The organism is Cupriavidus sp. H18C1 (assembly GCF_049311595.1).
Lineage (GTDB): Bacteria > Pseudomonadota > Gammaproteobacteria > Burkholderiales > Burkholderiaceae > Cupriavidus > Cupriavidus cauae.
In genome coordinates this window covers 515207-532952 of record NZ_CP186008.1, presented here as the reverse complement: position 1 = coordinate 532952, position 17746 = coordinate 515207, and the positions used below count along the sequence as shown (strand labels likewise).

11 protein-coding genes and 5 pseudogenes are annotated in these 17746 nt (G+C 68.4%); 12 read left to right on the top strand and 4 right to left on the bottom strand.

Annotation, left to right across the window (positions count from 1 at the left end):
• Positions 1-72: 72 nt before the first annotated feature.
• From OJJOAM_RS02475 to OJJOAM_RS02465, 3 genes and pseudogenes are all read right to left on the bottom strand, one after another.
• Positions 73-831: an RES family NAD+ phosphorylase gene (locus OJJOAM_RS02475; RefSeq protein WP_150083088.1), complete on the bottom strand. Its 759-nt coding sequence runs from the start codon at positions 829-831 to the stop codon at positions 73-75.
• Positions 791-1187: pseudogene (locus OJJOAM_RS02470) on the bottom strand (MbcA/ParS/Xre antitoxin family protein). The gene OJJOAM_RS02475 and the pseudogene OJJOAM_RS02470 overlap by 41 nt, the downstream one beginning before the upstream one ends.
• A 353-nt stretch (positions 1188-1540) precedes the next feature.
• Positions 1541-2470 (bottom strand): helix-turn-helix transcriptional regulator, encoded by a 930-nt coding sequence (locus OJJOAM_RS02465; protein ID WP_422648769.1) that lies wholly within the window; start codon positions 2468-2470, stop codon positions 1541-1543.
• 252 nt (positions 2471-2722) lie between these two features.
• On the opposite strand from OJJOAM_RS02465, the pseudogene OJJOAM_RS02460 reads away from it, so the two are divergent.
• The 10 genes and pseudogenes from OJJOAM_RS02460 to OJJOAM_RS02415 all read left to right on the top strand — a co-directional run bounded on the left by OJJOAM_RS02460 (position 2723) and on the right by OJJOAM_RS02415 (position 13958).
• Positions 2723-4397 (top strand): annotated as a pseudogene (locus OJJOAM_RS02460) (benzoate-CoA ligase family protein).
• A 360-nt stretch (positions 4398-4757) separates the two neighbouring features.
• A pseudogene (locus OJJOAM_RS02455) lies at positions 4758-5952 on the top strand (ABC transporter substrate-binding protein).
• Between the two features lie 114 nt (positions 5953-6066).
• A complete protein-coding gene (locus OJJOAM_RS02450; protein WP_149318893.1) occupies positions 6067-6933 on the top strand; it encodes a branched-chain amino acid ABC transporter permease in 867 nt (288 codons plus the stop codon).
• Between the two features lie 4 nt (positions 6934-6937).
• Positions 6938-8059 (top strand): branched-chain amino acid ABC transporter permease, encoded by a 1122-nt coding sequence (locus OJJOAM_RS02445; protein WP_422648768.1) that lies wholly within the window; start codon positions 6938-6940, stop codon positions 8057-8059.
• A pseudogene (locus OJJOAM_RS02440) lies at positions 8056-8817 on the top strand (ABC transporter ATP-binding protein); the annotation flags it as partial. The gene OJJOAM_RS02445 and the pseudogene OJJOAM_RS02440, both read left to right, overlap by 4 nt.
• Positions 8818-8919: 102 nt before the next feature.
• Positions 8920-9621 carry an ABC transporter ATP-binding protein gene (locus OJJOAM_RS02435; protein ID WP_422649474.1) on the top strand — a complete coding sequence of 234 codons (702 nt, stop codon included), beginning with the start codon at positions 8920-8922 and terminating at the stop codon, positions 9619-9621.
• 367 nt (positions 9622-9988) lie between these two features.
• Positions 9989-11888, top strand: a pseudogene (locus OJJOAM_RS02430) (potassium transporter Kup).
• Between the two features lie 306 nt (positions 11889-12194).
• Complete coding sequence (locus tag OJJOAM_RS02425) at positions 12195-12839, top strand: CsgG/HfaB family protein (protein ID WP_149318955.1); 645 nt, start codon at positions 12195-12197, stop codon at positions 12837-12839.
• A 30-nt stretch (positions 12840-12869) separates the two neighbouring features.
• Positions 12870-13283: a DUF4810 domain-containing protein gene (locus OJJOAM_RS02420; RefSeq protein ID WP_422648767.1), complete on the top strand. Its 414-nt coding sequence runs from the start codon at positions 12870-12872 to the stop codon at positions 13281-13283.
• Positions 13284-13958, top strand: coding sequence for a DUF799 domain-containing protein (locus OJJOAM_RS02415; protein ID WP_422648766.1), 675 nt, complete (start codon positions 13284-13286; stop codon positions 13956-13958).
• 172 nt (positions 13959-14130) lie between these two features.
• Here the strand turns inward: OJJOAM_RS02415 and OJJOAM_RS02410 are convergent, their stop codons facing one another.
• On the bottom strand, positions 14131-16485 hold the full coding sequence (locus OJJOAM_RS02410) for a Tex family protein (protein ID WP_422648765.1): 2355 nt from the start codon (positions 16483-16485) through the stop codon (positions 14131-14133).
• 151 nt (positions 16486-16636) lie between these two features.
• On the opposite strand from OJJOAM_RS02410, the gene OJJOAM_RS02405 reads away from it, so the two are divergent.
• A complete protein-coding gene (locus tag OJJOAM_RS02405; RefSeq protein ID WP_422648764.1) occupies positions 16637-17500 on the top strand; it encodes a hypothetical protein in 864 nt (287 codons plus the stop codon).
• A 35-nt stretch (positions 17501-17535) separates the two neighbouring features.
• Positions 17536-17739, top strand: coding sequence for a DUF465 domain-containing protein (locus OJJOAM_RS02400; protein ID WP_149318886.1), 204 nt, complete (start codon positions 17536-17538; stop codon positions 17737-17739).
• The last annotated feature ends 7 nt before the right edge of the window (positions 17740-17746 follow it).

The following is a 17746-nucleotide window of genomic DNA, read 5'->3' as shown; positions in this document are numbered from 1 at the left end:
AAGAAGTGATTATATGGCAAGCGCTTTCGCAATGCAACAGGAGATGTGGGCGAAAGTATCGCGCACCGCATTTCAAGCGCTTGCAGGGGCCGCATTGCCGTTCGGGCGTTCCCACAGCACCGCCTCGAACTCGAAATTCTCGCGTTGCAGCAGATCGTCCCGTTGCCAGATCACGCGGTCGGGCCGCACCGTCAGCATCCACGTGGTGGTGACCAGCGGCGCGGGCGAGGAGAAGGCCAGCGGCGTCAGCACGGCTGCGCAATGGCCCTGGCCGGGATCGCGCACCGAGCGGTAGCGAATCAGACCGAGCCCGGCTTCGCGGGCGACGCGGGCGAAGGCCTGGCAGCCCTCGTAGTGGACCGGGTCCTGCCATTGCGCGGCATCGCGCGCGAACGGCGCCTCGTCCAGCGCGACACCGTCGGTCCGCACGCCGACCTGGAACAGCGTCTGCGCGCGCGCATCGATGCGCGGCAGGGCGGGACTGTCGCGCAGGAAGCGCCAGCGCCAGTAGCCCAGCTCCGCGCAGGCGGTGCGGATCTCGTCGGCGCCATAGAACACGCCGGGGTCGTGCGCCGCGCGAAAGCGCGAGCCCCACGGCGACGGCGGATAGCGGAACGGCGTGAACAGCAGGTAGTGCAGGTGGCGCGCGTAGGAGGGAACCGCCGGCTTGCCGGCATCGAGTACGGCCTCCAGCACAGCCTGTTCTTCTAGGCTGTCGACCAGCGGCATCGTGGAAACCACATGCTGGGCTTCCACCGCCCGCCACAACGTGAGCGCAAACGGCTTGCGCTCAGATGCGACCGCGGGTGGCGTCCAGGTAGTGAACGACACGAACCAGGCCTTCGGTAGTACGGATTAGTTCGAGCGGCTTGCCGCCCAGCGCGAGATTGTCATTGGCCAGCCATAGCCGGGCCTGGTCGCCATGCCCGAGGATGGCATCGAGGGGAGCGGAACAGGCGCACGAACAGCACGCCGAACTCCCATTCCTTGCGGTGATTGTCCAGCACGTAGTGGCCGGAGGCCATGCGCGAAACGGAGGCCGTGCTGATGCCGAGCACGCTGGCGACCACGGCCTGGCTGATACCGAGGAAGCCGGCCGCGCGCATCACGGCCTTAGTCAGGGTCGCCCCGGCATCCGGGGCCCCGGCGGGAAGCTGCTGCCGAAGTTGCTTGGTCTGCATCGCCATGCTCCTGTTTCCTTGGAAACATTATAGGCCACTTGTTTCGCAAGGGAAGCAGGAAAACCACTTTTGCGGGGATTCCTTGCGTACGCCCGTTCGACCGCCGCCTTTCCGGCGCTGTTCCCCGGGGCGGTTCCAGGGCCATTCCTGGGCCATTCCTAGGCCATTCCTGGGCCGTTCCGGGGCCGTCCCGCGGCGAAGCAAACCGCGCGGACACCCGGCTCCCGGGGGAGTGGCAGCACGGCGATGAAATATAGTGCGAACCGGCCGCGGGGCCGTGGCTCAGGTGCCGGCGCAACGGCCGCCGAGGCCGGTAGCTCGGCGCCGGCGCAAACCGGCCCGCGGCCGGCGGCCGCGGCTCAGGCGCCGGCGTCTTGCAGCACCGTCTGCAGCGCCTGCAGCGATGCGTCCAGGCTCTGGCCACTGGTGTCGATCACCGCGTCGGCGCGCGCGTACAGCGGCGTGCGGGCCTGCAGGATGCGGCGCAGGTCGGCCATCGCCTCGCTGTTGCCCTGCATCGGCCGCATGTCGCCCTGGGCGACCACGCGCGCCATGTGTTCCTCGGGCGAGGTCTTGACCCACACCGTGTAGCAGTTGGCCAGCAGCAGGTTGAAGGTGGCCGGCTCGGACACCAGGCTGCCCGGCGTCGCCAGCACCAGCCGATCGTGTTCGCGCAGCACGCGCTCCAGCGCGCGCAGTTCGTAGCGCCGGTAGGCGGCCTGGCCGTACAGCGAATGGATTTCCGACAGCGTGGCGCCGGCCTCCTGTTCGATCGCGCCGTTCAGCTCGACGAAGGGCAGCTCGCGCGCCTCGGCCAACGCCCGGCCCAGCGTCGATTTGCCGGCGCCGCGCAGGCCGATCAGTGCGATCCGCTGATGGCGGGCGTCGAAGGGGGCGGACGGTGCGAGGGCATTGCGGCAGGCCTCGCGCACGCGGGCCAGATCGGCGGGCGGCAGTTGCGCCAGCCACTGCAGAAGCTGGCCGAACTCGGCGGCGCGGGCGCCGTTGCCGCCGTCGGCCTCGGCCAGCACCACCGGCAGCGGCACGTTCAGCGCGGCGGCCACCTGGCGCAGCAGCAGCACGGAGGCGTTGCCGGTACCGGTTTCGAGATTGGCCAGATAGCGCTCCGAGACGCCGGCGCCGCGCGCCAGATCCTTGCGCGACATGCCGCGGGCCGCGCGCAGCGAACGGATGCGCTCGCCCAGCTGGGTCAGATACGGATCGCGCTCGCCGGGCTGGCGGGGCTCGGCGTCGGACAAAGGCGCAGTGGCTTCGGTGGCGCGGCGCATCACGGGCAAGGGTTGGGATGGAGGGAAGCAGCGACGGTCGCTGGGTGCGGCATTATAGGGCACACGGACGGCATGCCCCGGGGTTCACCCCAAGCCTTTTTCGCTGCCATATAGTGCATTCCTGAGCTTGCATCTTAGTCGATGTGCAATAAAATGCATCAACAACGATAAGGTGCCGCCGCAAAAATTGCCGCCGGGGCGTGCACCAACGGCCGACAAGAGGCCGCCTTCGGGCCGCCCAAGGAGTGAGACATGACGTCCCCGACCGCTTTGCCGGCGCGCTACAACGCCGCCGCCGATCTGCTGTCGCGCAATCTGGATGCCGGCCGGGGCGACAAGCTGGCCTATCGCGACGACACCGCGACGCTGACCTACGCCGAGCTCGATGCGCGCAGCCGCGGCTTCGCGGGCGCGCTGCTGGCGGCGGGGCTGCGGCCCGAGGAGCGGCTGCTGCTGTGCGCGCTCGACACCATCGATTTTCCCGTGGCGTTCCTCGGCTGCCTGCTGGCCGGCGTGGTGCCGGTCGCGGTCAACACGCTGCTGACGGTGGACGATTACGCCTACATGCTTGAACACAGCGGCGCGCGTGCCGCCGTGGTGTCCGCGCCGCTGCTGCCGGCCCTGCGCGAGGCGGCGCAGCGCGCCGGGGTCGAGCCGCTGTGGATCGTCGCGGCGCCGCTGCCCGACGATGGACACCTGCCGCAAGGCGAGGCGCCCGCGGCGGCCACTGTGGCGGGCCTGGCCGGCAGCGGTACGCCGCTGGCGCACCCCGCGGCCACCGGGCCGGACCACATGGCGTTCTGGCTCTATTCGTCGGGCTCGACCGGTCGCCCCAAGGGCACCGTCCATACGCACGGCAACCTGTTCCATACCGCCGATCTGTATGCCCGCCAGGTGCTGGGCCTGCGCGAGGACGACGTGGTGTTCTCCGCCGCCAAGCTGTTCTTCGCCTACGGGCTTGGCAACGCCTTGACCTTTCCGCTGTCGGTCGGCGCCACCACGGTGCTGATGGCCGAGCGGCCGACGCCGCAGGCGGTGTTCCGCCGCCTGACCGGGCAGCGCCCGACGGTCTTCTGCGGGGTGCCGACGCTGTTTGCCGGCATGCTGGCCGCCCCCCGACCTGCCGGCGCCCGAGGCGGTCGCGCTGCGCGTCTGCACCTCCGCCGGCGAGGCGCTGCCGCGCGACATCGGCGAGCGGTTCCGCGCCCATTTCGGCTGCGACATCCTCGACGGCATCGGCTCGACCGAGATGCTGCACATCTTCCTGTCGAATCGTCCCGGCGACGTCCGCTACGGCACCACCGGCAAGCCGGTGCCCGGCTACGAGTTGAAACTGCTGGACGACGCCGGCCAGCCCTGCGCGCCTGGCGAGATCGGCGACCTGTACATCAAGGGGCCGTCGGCCGCGCTGATGTACTGGGGCAATCGCGACAAGACCCGCGATACCTTCGTCGGCGAATGGACCCGCAGCGGCGACAAGTATCTGTGCGATGCGGACGGCTACTACGTCTATGCCGGGCGCAGCGACGACATGCTGAAGGTCGGCGGCATCTATGTCTCGCCGTTCGAGGTCGAGGCGGCGCTGGCGCGCCATCCCGCGGTGCTGGAGGCCGCGGTGATCGGCGTCGAGGACGCCGACCGCCTGGTCAAGCCCAAGGCCTACGTGGTGATGCGCCCCGGCCATGCGTGGCATGACGGCATGGAGGCGGAGCTGCAGGCATTCGTCAAGAGCAGCCTGGCGCCGTACAAGTATCCGCGCCGGATCGAATGCGTGGCCGAGCTGCCCAAGACCGCGACCGGCAAGATCCAGCGCTTCCGCCTGCGGCAGCGCGAGCAGCAGGCACGCGAGGGCGCGACCGACGCGGAGCAGGCGCGCACGGCCGCGACCGACGCGGCGGGCGCCATTCCCTCGCCATCCGCGCCATGAGACAGGGTAAGCCGCGATATCCCCGCGGCCCGCGCGTCATTACACTCGGGCGCGAGCCGGTCGGCCCGGTCGCTTCAATAGCCCCGGTGGCCCGCCAGCCTTTGTGGCCGCGGCGCCGGGTTCCACTGCATTGACGCCATCCATGGCGGGGTTTATAACGGCGAAAACTTCAAACCTAAAATAATTGGCGCCGCACCGCCGCACCGCCGCACCGCCGCGATGCCACGCCCGACCGCAGGCCGCACCGCATGCAACTTCGCAAGCAACCACGCGGTTTCGGCGGGCAGGCATGGCGCAATGGAACGGACGCCGTCGCACCGTCGCGCGAGCGACCCGCTGAACCACCAGGAGGAGACATCCATGCATCGCTTCATCTCGCGCCGCCTGGCGCCGGCCTGTGTTGCCGTCGCCGCGCTGACGCTGGCGGGCGCCGCCACGGGGCAGCCCGCGCCATCCGCCGCGGCCGGCAAGATCAAGGTCGGCTTCATGCTGCCCTACACCGGCACCTACGCGGCGCTCGGCACGGCGATCGAGAACGGCTTCCGCATGTACGTGCAGGAGCAGGGCGGCCGGCTGGGCGGGCGCGAGGTCGAGTACTTCAAGGTCGACGATGAATCGGATCCGGCCAAGGCGCCCGAGAACGCCAACAAGCTCGTCAAGCGCGACCAGGTCGACGTGGTGGTCGGCACCGTGCACTCGGGCGTGCAGATGGGCATCGTCAAGGTGGCCAAGGAAAGCAACACGCTGCTGATCATCCCGAACGCCGGGGCCGACGAGGCCACCGGTCCGCTGTGCGGGCCCAATATCTTCCGCTCCTCGTTCTCGAACTGGCAGCCGGGCTATGCGATGGGGCAGGTGGTGGCCGAACGCGGCATGAAGCGGGTCGTCACGCTGACGTGGAAGTACGCGGCGGGCGAGCAGTCGGTGCGCGGCTTCAAGGGAGGCGTTCGAGGCCAAGGGCGGCAAGATCGTCAAGGAACTGAGCCTGCCGTTCCCGAACGTCGAATTCCAGGCGCAGATCACCGAGATCGCCTCGCTCAAGCCCGATGCCGTGTTCGTCTTCTTCGCCGGCGGCGGCGCGGTCAAGTTCGTCAAGGACTGGGCCGCGGCGGGCCTGAAGGACAAGATTCCGCTCTATGCGTCGGGCTTTCTGACCGACGGCACGCTCGAGGCGCAGGGCGCCGCCGCGCAAGGCCTGGAGACCACGCTGCACTACGCCGACGGCCTGCAGAATCCGCGCGACAAGCAGTTCCGGCTCAATTATGCGAAGGCTTACAAGCTGCAGCCCGATGTCTATGCGGTGCAGGGCTACGACGCCGCGCAGATGCTGGCCGCCGGCGCCAGCGCGGTCAAGGGCGACATGAGCCGCAAGGCGGACGTCTACAAGGCGATCGCCGCGGCGCGCATCGACAGCCCGCGCGGCACCTTCACGCTGTCGCGCGCCCACAACCCGGTGCAGGACTTCTATCTGCGCAAGGTCGAGGGGCGCGAGAACAAGGTCAGCGGCATCGCGGTGAAGGCGCTGGCCGATCCGGCGCGCGGCTGCCGCCTGTAATGTGAGGCTGACCGCGCCAGTCGGCCACTCGATCGCCTGCCTCGTGCATGCCTTAACGGCCGCGGCATACCGGCTCGCGCCGGCCGCGGCCCCGTCAACGACCGATCGCCTCGCATGGACCTCGTCTCCTTCCTGATCCAGTGCCTGAACAGCGTGCAGTACGGCCTGCTGCTGTTCCTGGTCGCCAGCGGCCTGACGCTGATCTTCGGCATCATGGGCGTGATCAATCTCGCCCACGGCAGCTTCTACATGCTGGGCGCCTACCTGGCCTTCACGCTGGCGAGCATGACCGGCAGCCTGTTCATCGCGCTGCCGCTGGGCATCGTGCTGGCGGTCGCGTTCGGCTATCTGCTCGAGTGGGTGTTCTTCAGCTATCTGTACGAACGCGACCACCTGCAGCAGGTGCTGATGACCTATGGGCTGATCCTGGTGTTCGAGGAGATGCGCAGCATCCTGGTCGGCGACGACGTGCATGGCGTGCCGGTGCCCCCGCTGCTCGACGGCGCGCTGCCGATCGGCAACGAGATGACCTATCCGGTCTACCGGCTGTTCATCTCGGCGGTGTGCCTGCTGGTGGCCGCGGCGATGTACTACGTGATCCGCCGCACGCGGCTGGGCATGACGATCCGCGCGGGCGCCAGCAACCGCGAGATGGTGCAGTCGCTGGGCGTCAATATCGGCCGGCTGTACCGGCTGGTGTTCGCGCTCGGCGTCGCGCTGGCGGTGCTGGCCGGCATGATCGCCGCGCCGGTGTCGTCGGTCTATCCCGGCATGGGTAGCCAGGTGCTGATCGTCTGTTTCGTGGTGGTGGTGATCGGCGGCATCGGCTCGGTCAAGGGCGCGATGGTGGCCGCGCTGCTGCTTGGCTTCGTCGATACCTTCGGCAAGGTGTTCTGGCAGGAGGCGGCGGGCGTGCTGGTCTATCTGCTGATGGCGATCATTCTGCTCTGGAAACCCCAGGGCCTGTTCAAGGCGGGCTAGCGCGATGGCATCGACACCTCCGACCGATCTCGGCGCCGACATCGGCGCGGCCTTCGACCTGCAGCGGCGCGCCAGCCTGCGCTGGACCACGCTGGCGTGGGCGATTGCCTTCGCGGTGCTGGCGGCGCTGCCCCTCGCGCTGGGCGGCGAGGGCAACAAGTTCTATATCGACCTGCTCAGCAAGGTCATGATCATGGCGATCTTCGCGCTGTCGCTGCAGCTCTTGATCGGCTATACGGGCCTGGTCAGCCTGGGCCACGCCGCCTACTTCGCCACCGCGGCCTATGCGACCGCGATGCTGGCGCCGCAGTCCGAGCCGGGCAACGGCTGGTGGCTGCTGGTGGCGGCGGTCGCGGCCGCGGCGGTGCTCGCGCTGCTGGTCGGCATGCTGGTGCTGCGCACGCGCGGCATCTACTTCATCATGGTCACGCTGGCCTTCGCGCAGATGGTGTACTTCATCTTCCACGACACCAAGATCGCCGGCGGCAGCGATGGCACCTATATCTATTTCCGGCCCGAATTCGGCGTGTTCGGCGCGCGGCCGCTCGGCATCGACGATCCCGTGCATTTCTACTGGCTGGTGCTGGGCGCGCTGATCTTCACCGTGGCCGCGCTGGCGATGGTGCTGCGCTCGCGCTTCGGCCACGCGCTGATCGGCATCCGCCACAACGAGCAGCGCATGCGCGCGGCGGGCTTCGCCACCTACCGCTACCAGCTCGGCGCCTTCGTCGCCGGCGGCGCGTTCGCCGGGCTGGCGGGCTATCTGTATGCGATCCAGTTCGGCTTCGTCAATCCGGAGATCGCGTCGTGGCACCAGTCGGGCAACGCGATGCTGATGGTGATCCTGGGCGGCGTCGGCAGCCTGGCCGGCGCGGTGATCGGCGCGTTCTCCTTCGTGCTGCTGGCCGAGTGGTTCAGTACGCTGACCAAGCACTGGCAACTGCTGATGGGCGGCTTCATCATCGCCGCGGTGGCGCTGCTGCCGGGCGGGCTGGTCGGATTGGCCGGGCTGTTGCGGCGCCGGCTGGGGGGAGGCGCGGGCCGCGGCGCCGCAGGCAAGGCGGGCGGCAAAGCGGAAGGCAAAGCGGGCGGCAAAGTGAGCGACATGCGGGGAGAGCGGCGATGAACGCGCGCCATGGCAACGAACCGGTGCTGCGCGCGGCCGGACTGACGCGCCGCTTCGGCGGCCTGACGGCGGTGTCCGGCGTCGATCTTGCGCTGGACCTGCATCAGATCCACGCCGTGATCGGCACCAACGGCGCCGGCAAGTCGACGCTGATCAATCTGCTGTCGGGCGAGTTGGCGCCGAGCGCGGGCCAGCTGTTCCTGCACGGCAACGATGTCACCGGCTGGCCGCAGCCGCGGCTTGCCTGCGCCGGCGTGGGACGCAGCTATCAGCGCAACAACGTGTTCGCGCCGCTGAGCGTGCGCGAGAACTGCCGGCTGGCGGCGCAATCGCGCGCGCAGCGTGCCTGGCGCCTGTGGGAAAGCGCGCAGTCCTGCCGCACCGCGCGCGCGCTCGGCGACGAGGCAATGGAGCGCGCCGGTCTCGCCGATTGCGCGGCGCTGCCCGCCATGGCGCTGTCGCACGGCCAGAAGCGCCAGCTCGAGGTCGCGATGTGCCTCGCTACGCAGCCGGTGGCGCTGCTGCTCGACGAGCCGCTGGCCGGCATGGGCGCCGAGGAATCGGCGCGCATGCTGGCGCTGCTGCGCGACCTGCGCGAAGGCCACGCGATCCTGCTGGTCGAGCACGATATGGACGCGGTGTTCGCGGTGGCCGACCGCATCACCGTGATGGTCAACGGCGTGGTGATCGCCTCGGGCGAACCGGCCGCGATCCGGGCCAATCGGGAGGTGCAGCAGGCCTACCTGGGCGACGACGAGGGCGCCGGCGAGCTTGCCGCTGTCGCGGACGACGCCAATCCCCCATGGCGCAGGCGCCGGCGCGGCCGCCGGCACGCGCAAGGAGTGCGCAGCGTGAAGCCGATGATCGAAGCCACCGGCGTGCAGGCCTGGTATGGCACCAGCCATGTGCTGCGCGGCGTCGACTTTCGCGTCGATGCCGGCGAGACCGTCGGCCTGCTCGGGCGCAACGGCATGGGCAAGAGCACGCTGCTGCGGACCTTGCTCGGCCACGTGACGCAGCGCGCCGGCACCATCGTGGTCGCCGGCCGCGACGTGTCGCGCGCGCGGCCATACGATGTCGCGCGCCTGGGCGTCGCCTACGTGCCCGAAGGGCGCGGCATCTTCCCCAACCTGTCGGTGCGCGAGAACCTGCTGATGGCGGCGCGCAAGGGCTGCAACGGCCGCCACGACTGGGACGAGGCGAGGGTGCTCGACCTGTTCCCGCGGCTCAAGGAGCGGCTCGACCACGGCGGCCAGCAACTGTCCGGCGGCGAGCAGCAGATGCTGTCGATCGGCCGCGCGCTGATGACCAACCCAGACTGCCTGATCCTGGACGAGGCCACCGAAGGGCTGGCCCCGAAGATCGTGCGCGAGATCTGGGACGTGATCGCCGCCGTGCGCGGCACCGGCATCTCCACCGTGGTGGTCGACCGCAACTATCGCGCGGTGCTGGCGCAGGCCGACCGCGTGGTGGTGCTGGAGAAGGGGCTGGTCGCTGCCAGCGGCTCCGCGGCCGAGCTGGCGGCCACGCCGGGCCTGCTCGAACGGTATCTGGGCGTCTGAGCGCCCGAATGTTCGGCCGTATCCGCTGCCGCATTGACCGCGGGGGGACATGGAATACATAGCAGACATGGCAGACACGAAACGGCGCGAATACCGCTTGTCGCGCCGTTTTTCTATGGCGGGCGCGCCACACCCCGGGGTTGACCGAGCGCCGCTTCGCTCGCATCCTTGCGTTCCTGGGTAGGGGCGATCAACGGCCAACCAGCGTCTGCGTCGGCGCCACCCGCGGCGCGCCAGACGCGGTCTCAAAAAGATTCCTGATGACGCTGCCGGTCCGTTTCCACTAGAATGGCGCCCGATTGTGCATTGCAAAAATCCTCGAACGATGCGGCCGGCCGCGGCATAGTGGGCCTCCCGCTCCGAATCCATGACACAACCCACCACGAGCCATTATTTCGTCGAGACGCCCAGCATGCGCATGCTGGTGCTCGCGGCGATCGGTGTCGTCTTCGGCGATATCGGCACCAGTCCCCCTCTATGCATTGAAGGAGTGCTTCAGCGCCGAGCATGGCATTCCGTTCAGTCCGGAAGCGGTGATGGGCGTGATCTCGCTGCTGTTCTGGGCAATGATCCTGGTGGTCTCCATCAAGTACGTGGTGTTCGTGATGCGCGCGGACAACGACGGCGAAGGCGGGGTGCTGGCGCTGATGGCGCTGGCGCTGCGCAGCGCCGCACCGCGCTCGCGGCGGGCCAAGGTGCTGATGATGCTGGGCATCTTCGGCGCCTGCATGTTCTACGGCGATGCGGTGATCACGCCGGCCATCTCGGTGCTGTCCGCCGTGGAAGGCATCGAGATCGCGACGCCCGCGCTGTCGCACTACGTCATTCCGATCACCCTTGCCATCCTGCTGGTGCTGTTCCTGCTGCAGCGGCGCGGCACCTCGTCGGTCGGCAAGCTGTTCGGTCCGATCATGATGGTGTGGTTCCTGTCGCTCGGCGGGCTGGGCATCTACCACCTGATCGAGTCGCCCGCCATTCTGGCCGCGATCAATCCGCTGTACGGCGTGCGCTTCCTGATCGAGCATTCGCTGCAGGCGTTCATCGTGCTCGGCGCGGTGTTCCTGGTGCTGACCGGCGCCGAGGCGCTGTACATCGACATGGGCCATTTCGGTCCCGCGCCGATCCGCCGCGGCTGGTTCGCCATCGTGATGCCCTGCCTGATGCTGAACTACTTCGGCCAGGGCGCGATGCTGCTGGGCGACCCCAGCGCGGTGCGCAATCCGTTCTACCTGATGGTGCCCGATCTGCTGCTGATCCCGATGGTGCTGCTGGCCACCTGCGCCGCGGTGATCGCCTCGCAGGCCGTGATTTCGGGCGCGTTCTCGCTGACCAGCCAGGCGATCCAGCTCGGCTTCATTCCGCGCATGCGGATCCGCTACACCTCGGAGGCCGAGATCGGCCAGATCTACCTGCCGGTGATCAACTGGGTGCTGCTGGTGGCGGTCGTGCTGGTGGTGCTGGCCTTCAAGAAGTCGGAGAACCTGGCGGCCGCCTATGGCATCGCGGTCACCACGACGATGGTGATCACCACGCTGCTGTCGATCGTCGTGATGCGCCACGTGTGGAAATGGCCGCCGGCGGTGGTGGGGATCGCGGGCGCCGCCTTCCTGGTGATCGACCTGTCGTTCCTGTCGGCCAACCTGCTGAAGATCGCCGAGGGCGGCTGGTTCCCGCTGCTGCTGGGCAGCGCCGCATTCTTCCTGCTGATGACCTGGTACGGCGGCCGCAAGCTGCTGCGCGCGCGCAGCCTGGAGGAGGGCATCCCGCTCGAGCCCTTCATGGCCGGCCTGCTGGCCCATCCGCCGCACCGCGTCGAGGGCACCGCCGTCTTCCTGACCGGCAACACCGAATTCGTGCCGGTCTCGCTGCTGCACAACCTGAAGCACAACCGCGTGCTGCATGAGCGCGTGGTGTTCCTGAGCTTCGTCACGCGCGACATTCCCTATGTCGACGACGATCACCGGCTCAGCTGCAAGGACCTGGGCGGCGGCGTCTTCATCCTGAAGTCCGAGTACGGCTTCAAGGAAACCCCCGACGTGCACAAGGTGCTCGACCTGTCCAAGCGCAAGCTCGACATGGAGTTCGAGCTGATGGAGACCTCGTTCTTCATCGCGCGCGAATCGGTGATCCCGTCGCGCCTGCCCGGCATGCCGATGTGGCGCGAGACGCTGTTCGCGTGGATGCATCAGAACGGCGCCAAGCCGTCGGACTTCTTCCGCATTCCGGCCAACCGGGTGGTCGAGCTGGGAACCAAGGTCGAGATCTGAGCGCGGGGTGGCGCCTGCGGGCGCCGCCGATCGCATCACCGGAAAGCCTGCATGCGGCGCTGCCGTTTGCAGGCTTTTTTGTTGCCGCTTGCCCTACTGACGAGGGGAGTGAGGTGCCGAGGTGTCAACTTTCGGAGGACGGCACCGTAAACTCCCGGGGGACGTCCGTCCGACCTGCCCGCATGCGCTCGCATGCGTCCGCTTGCACGTCCTCGCAGCGCGCAGGGGCTCGGATGCACGTCGCTCTATGTCGTTCAACCAGGAGAACCGGTAGTGAAGAAAGTCCATGCAGTTTCCCTGATCGGGATGCTCGCGCTGCTCGCCGCAGGGGGATGCGCCACGGAATCGTCGCGGGCCTTGCCCGTGCAGCAGGTCGAAAGCGCCAGCCGCCCGTACCAGGGCGTGCGCGCGCCGATCGCGGTCGGCAAGTTCGACAACCGCTCCAGCTATATGCGCGGCGTGTTCTCCGACGGCGTCGACCGCCTCGGCGGGCAGGCCAAGACCATCCTGATCACCCATCTGCAGCAGACCGGCCGTTTCAACGTGCTGGACCGCGACAACATGGAAGAGATCAAGCGCGAAGCCGGCATCAAGAAGCAGCAGCAGAACCTGAAGGGCGCCGACTACGTGATCACCGGCGACGTGACCGAGTTCGGCCGCAAGGAAGTCGGCGATCGCCAGCTGTTCGGCCTGCTCGGCCGCGGCAAGTCGCAGGTCGCATACGCCAAGGTCGCGCTGAACGTGGTCAACATCAACACGTCCGAGGTCGTGTACTCGACCCAGGGCGCAGGCGAATACGAGCTGTCGAGCCGCGAGATCATCGGCTTCGGCGGCACGCAGAGCTATGACTCGACGCTCAACGGCAAGGTGCTCGACCTGGCGATGCGCGAGGCGATTGCCAAGCTGGTCAGCGGTATCGAGAGCGGGGCCTGGAAGCCCGCCATCCAATAACACCAACAACACCTCTTCGAGGAACGGGTCATGAAAACGACGTTGCAAACGTCGCGGCTGGCACTGGCCGCCGCGGCGTGCGGCGCGCTGCTTGCCGGCTGCGCCAGCCAGAACACGCTGTACCAGTGGGAGGGGTATCAACCCCAGGTCTACAACTACTTCAAGGGCGAGCCGAAGCAGGAACAGGTGATCGTGCTCGAGCGCGACCTCGAGAAGATCAAGGCCGCCGGCAAGCTCCCGCCGCCGGGCTATCACGCCCACCTGGGGCTGCTCTACGCCGATCTCGGCAAGGACGACGAAATGGTGCGCCAGTTCCAGACGGAAAAGGCGCTGTTTCCGGAGTCGGGCACCTATGTCGATTTCCTGCTGCGCAATATCAAGCGTCCGGAGAAGAAGGCCGAAGCGAAGGCCGACGCCGGCGGCAACAAGGTCGAGGTCAAGTAAATGAAGACACTGTCTTACCGCACGCTGTTCTCGCGGCTGCTTCCGCTCGCGGCCGTCGCCGCGCTCGCGACCGGCTGTGCCACGCCCCGGCAGGTCGACTATGCCGCCTTCAAGCAGGCACGTCCGCGCACCATCCTCGTGCTGCCGCCGCAGAACGAATCGCCCGAAGTGCTGGCGACCTACAGCGTGCTGTCGCACGCCACCTATCCGCTGGCCGAGGCCGGTTACTACGTGCTGCCGGTGACGCTGGTCGACGAGACGTTCAAGCAGAACGGCATCACGCAGCCCGGCGAAATGCATGCGGTGGCGCCGGCCAAGCTAAGGGAGATCTTCGGCGCGGACGCCGCGCTGTACATCGACATCATGAGCTACGGCACCAAGTACTACGTGATCGACAGCGCGACGGTGGTGACGGCCAAGGCCAAGCTGGTCGACCTGAAGACGGGCACGGAGCTGTGGACGGGCGTTGCATCGGCCTCGAACAACGAGGGCGGCAACAGTTCGGGCGGCGGCCTGATCGGCATGCTGGTCGCGGCGGCGGTCAAGCAGATCATCAACAGCGCCACCGATGCCGGCCACAACGTGGCGGGCGTGACCACCAGCCGCCTGCTGACGGCGGGACAGCCTGGCGGCCTGCTGTACGGCCCGCGTTCGCCGAAGTACAACGCGGACTGATCCCGGCAAGGGGTCCCGGCGGGCCGCCGATGCGGTGTCCCGCCGGGGGAGAGTGCCGATCGCGATGGATCGGGATTCCGTCAAGTCAGCGGGAGAGTCAGCGCATTGCCGTGGGGATGCGCACGGGGCGGCGCCGGGCCCCGCGGGCGGCACCAGAGCCGCCCGGATCTGCTTAACGCTTCAGCTTGGCAAACGCCGCCGCCATCGCGCCGGCGGGTTCGGCTTCGCGCCGGCCGCCGCCCTGGAAGCCGCGGCTCGGGCGGTTGCCGCCGCGCTCCTGTCGCTCGCCGCCGGCGGCGCGGTTGCCGCTCTGGCCCGGCTCGTCGTCGAGGCGCATCGACAGGCCGATCCGGTTGCGCTTGACGTCGACCTCCATCACCTTGACCTTGACGATCTGGCCGGCCTTGACGACCTCGTGCGCGTCCTTGACGAACTTGGTCGACAGCGCCGAGATATGGACCAGCCCGTCCTGGTGCACGCCGATATCGACGAAGGCGCCGAAGGCGGCGACGTTGGTCACCACGCCCTCGAGCACCATGCCGGGCTGCAGGTCCTTGATGTCCTCGACGCCGTCCTGGAAGGTGGCGGTCTTGAACTCCGGACGCGGGTCGCGGCCCGGCTTTTCCAGCTCACTGAGGATGTCGCGCACGGTCGGCAGGCCGAAGGTGTCGTCGGTGAACTGCGTCGGCGACAGCCCGCGCAACGCGTCGCGATTGCCCATCACGTCGCGCAGGTCCTTCTTGATATGGTCGAGGATGCGCTTGACCACCGGGTAGGCCTCCGGGTGGACCGAGGAGCGGTCCAGCGGATTATCGCCGTCGTTGATGCGCAGGAAGCCGGCCGCCTGCTCGAAGGTCTTGTCGCCCAGCCGCGGCACCTTCTTCAGCGCGTCGCGATTGGGGAAGGCGCCATTGGCATCGCGGAACTCGACGATATTGCGCGCCAGCACGCTGTTTAGGCCCGACACGCGCGCCAGCAGCGGCACCGAGGCGGTGTTGACGTCGACGCCGACCGCGTTCACGCAGTCCTCGACCACCGCATCGAGCGTGCGCGCCAGTTCGCGCTGGTTGACGTCGTGCTGGTACTGGCCGACGCCGATCGACTTCGGATCGATCTTGACCAGTTCGGCCAGCGGGTCCTGCAGCCGCCGCGCGATCGACACCGCGCCGCGCAGCGACACGTCCAGATCGGGGAATTCCTTGGCCGCCAGCTCCGAGGCGGAATAGACCGAGGCGCCGGCCTCGCTGACGACGATCTTGGTCAGCTTCAGTTCGGGCGCCTGGCGCATCAGGTCCTGCACCAGCTTGTCGGTTTCGCGGCTCGCCGTGCCGTTGCCGATCGACACCAGCGAGACGCCATGCTGCTTGGCCAGGCGCGCCAGCGTGGCCAGCGAACCGTTCCAGTCGCGGCGCGGCTCGTGCGGGTAGATCGTGGCGGTTTCCAGCAGCTTGCCGGTGGCATCGACCACCGCGATCTTGCAGCCCGTACGGATGCCCGGGTCGATGCCCATCACGGCCTTCGGGCCGGCCGGGGCGGCGAGCAGCAGCTCATGCAGATTGCGGCCGAAGATCTTGATCGCCTCGCCTTCCGCGCTCTCGCGCAGCTGCGCCAGCAGTTCGGTTTCCAGGTGCGGCTGCACCTTGACGCGCCAGCACCAGCGGCAGACGTCGCCCAGCCATTTGTCGGCGGGGCGGTTCAGGTTCTGGATGCCGACATGGCGCGCGATCATCGCCTCGCACGGATGGGGCACCAGTGCGTCCTGTTCCTCGCCCAGGCCCAGCTTGATCATCAGCACGCCGGCATTGCGGCCGCGGAACAGCGCCAGCGCGCGGTGCGACGGAATCGTGCGGATGGTCTCGCTGTAGTTGTAGTAGTCGCGGAACTTCTCTTCCTCGGCGGTTTCCTTGCCTTCGACCACCGACGAGGTGACCACGCCGTTGGACCACAGATGCTCGCGCAGCTTGCCCAGCAGCTCGGCGGTCTCGCCGAACTGCTCCGACAGGATGTCGCGCGCGCCGTCCAGCGCCGCCTTGACGTCGGGCACGCCGCCGTCCGCGGTGGGCTTGCCGTTGACGTATTTGGCCGCCTCGGCCTGCGGGTCCAGTGTCGGGTCGGCCAGCAGCGCATGGGCCAGCGGCTCCAGCCCGCATTCGCGCGCGATCTGGGCGCGGGTGCGGCGCTTGGGCTTGTAGGGCAGATACAGGTCTTCCAGCGCCTGCTTGGTGACCGCGGCTTCGATCGCGGTGCGCAGATCGGGGGTCAGCTTGCCCTGTTCCTCGATCGAGGCCAGGATCGCGGCACGGCGTTCCTCCATGTCGCGCAGGTACAGCAGCCGTTCCTCGAGCGCGCGCAGCTGCGTGTCGTCGAGGTTGCCGGTGACCTCCTTGCGGTAGCGCGCGATGAACGGCACGGTGGCGCCTTCGTCGAGCAGTTCGACGGCCGCCGCCACCTGGCGGGGTTGGACGGACAGCTCGGCCGCGATGAGCGACACGATCTTTTGCGTGACGGAAGCTGGCAGGTTGGACATCGGAAAAACACTCAGTCGAAAGCGGGGCATTTTGCCACAAGCGAACGGCGCTTCATCCGGCATGCGGTACGCACGGGGATCGATTCTGAATCGCCCTTGCGGGCAGGCCGTGCGCGGGCGCGGCGGCATGCCCCGATGGTAGAATCCGCCCATGAACCTCAAGCCACAACGGGCCGCTCTGCCGGCATGTTTTCCGGCCGCCGATCGCGCGGCAACGACGCCTGCCGGCAGGCTGGCCAGGGTCCCGATGCAGGCGCCGATGTTGGCGCGGACGTTGGTGCGGACGTTGGCACGGACACTGGCGCTGGCGTGCCTGGCCGTGCCGCTGCCCGCCGCGCTGGCGCAGGGCGCGGCTTCGGCCCCGGCGGCCGCTTCCCCGTCCGCCACCGGCTCCGCCTCTGCCGCGGGCGAACTGCAGGCGACGCGCGACTTCGACGCCGAGCGCAAGGCCGTGGCCGATTCGCGCGCCTGGACCAACTACCGCTTCGCCACCGCCGAGCGCGCCTGCTACGACAAGTTCTTCGTGACCAACTGCATCGAGCGCGCCAAGGAAACCCAGCGCACCGAGCTGGCCGTGCTGCGCGAACGCGAGCTCGAGATCGGCGAGGCCGAGCGTGCCTTCAAGGCCGCCAAACGCGATCGCGAACAGGCGCTGCGCCAGGCCGAGTACGAGGCCAGCCAGCCGCAGCGCGCGGCCGACGAACAGGCCAATCGCGCCGAGTTCGAACGCAAGCAGCAGGAGCAGAAGCTGCGCGACGCGCAGCGCCAGGCCGAGGCGCCGCAGCGCGCGGCCAATGCCGCCGAGTACCAGCAGAAGCAGGCCGACTACGACGCGCGGATGCGCGAGGCGCGCGAGCGCGGTGCCGAGCAGGCCCGCCAGCGAGCCGAGAACGTCAAGGCTTACGAGTCCAAGCAGCAGCAGGCGATCCAGCGCCAGCGCGAGGTCGAGGAGCGCCGCGCCAAGGCCAGGGAAAAGCAGGGCAGCGGCGAGTCGCCGCGGCCGTTCGGCTTCTGATGATGGACGTCGCCGGTGGGGGAGGCCAATGGACGATGGACCGCGATCTGAACACCCTCGAACGCCAGATCATCGAATTGCAGATCGAGCACCGCGATCTGGACTACCTGATTGACCGGCTGTCCGGCGAGGCCGGCCACGATGAACTGCAATTGCGCCGGCTCAAGAAGCGCCGGCTGAAGCTGAAGGACGCCATCACGCTGCTGCAGCTGCAGCTCGAACCCGACGTACCCGCCTGATCCCCCC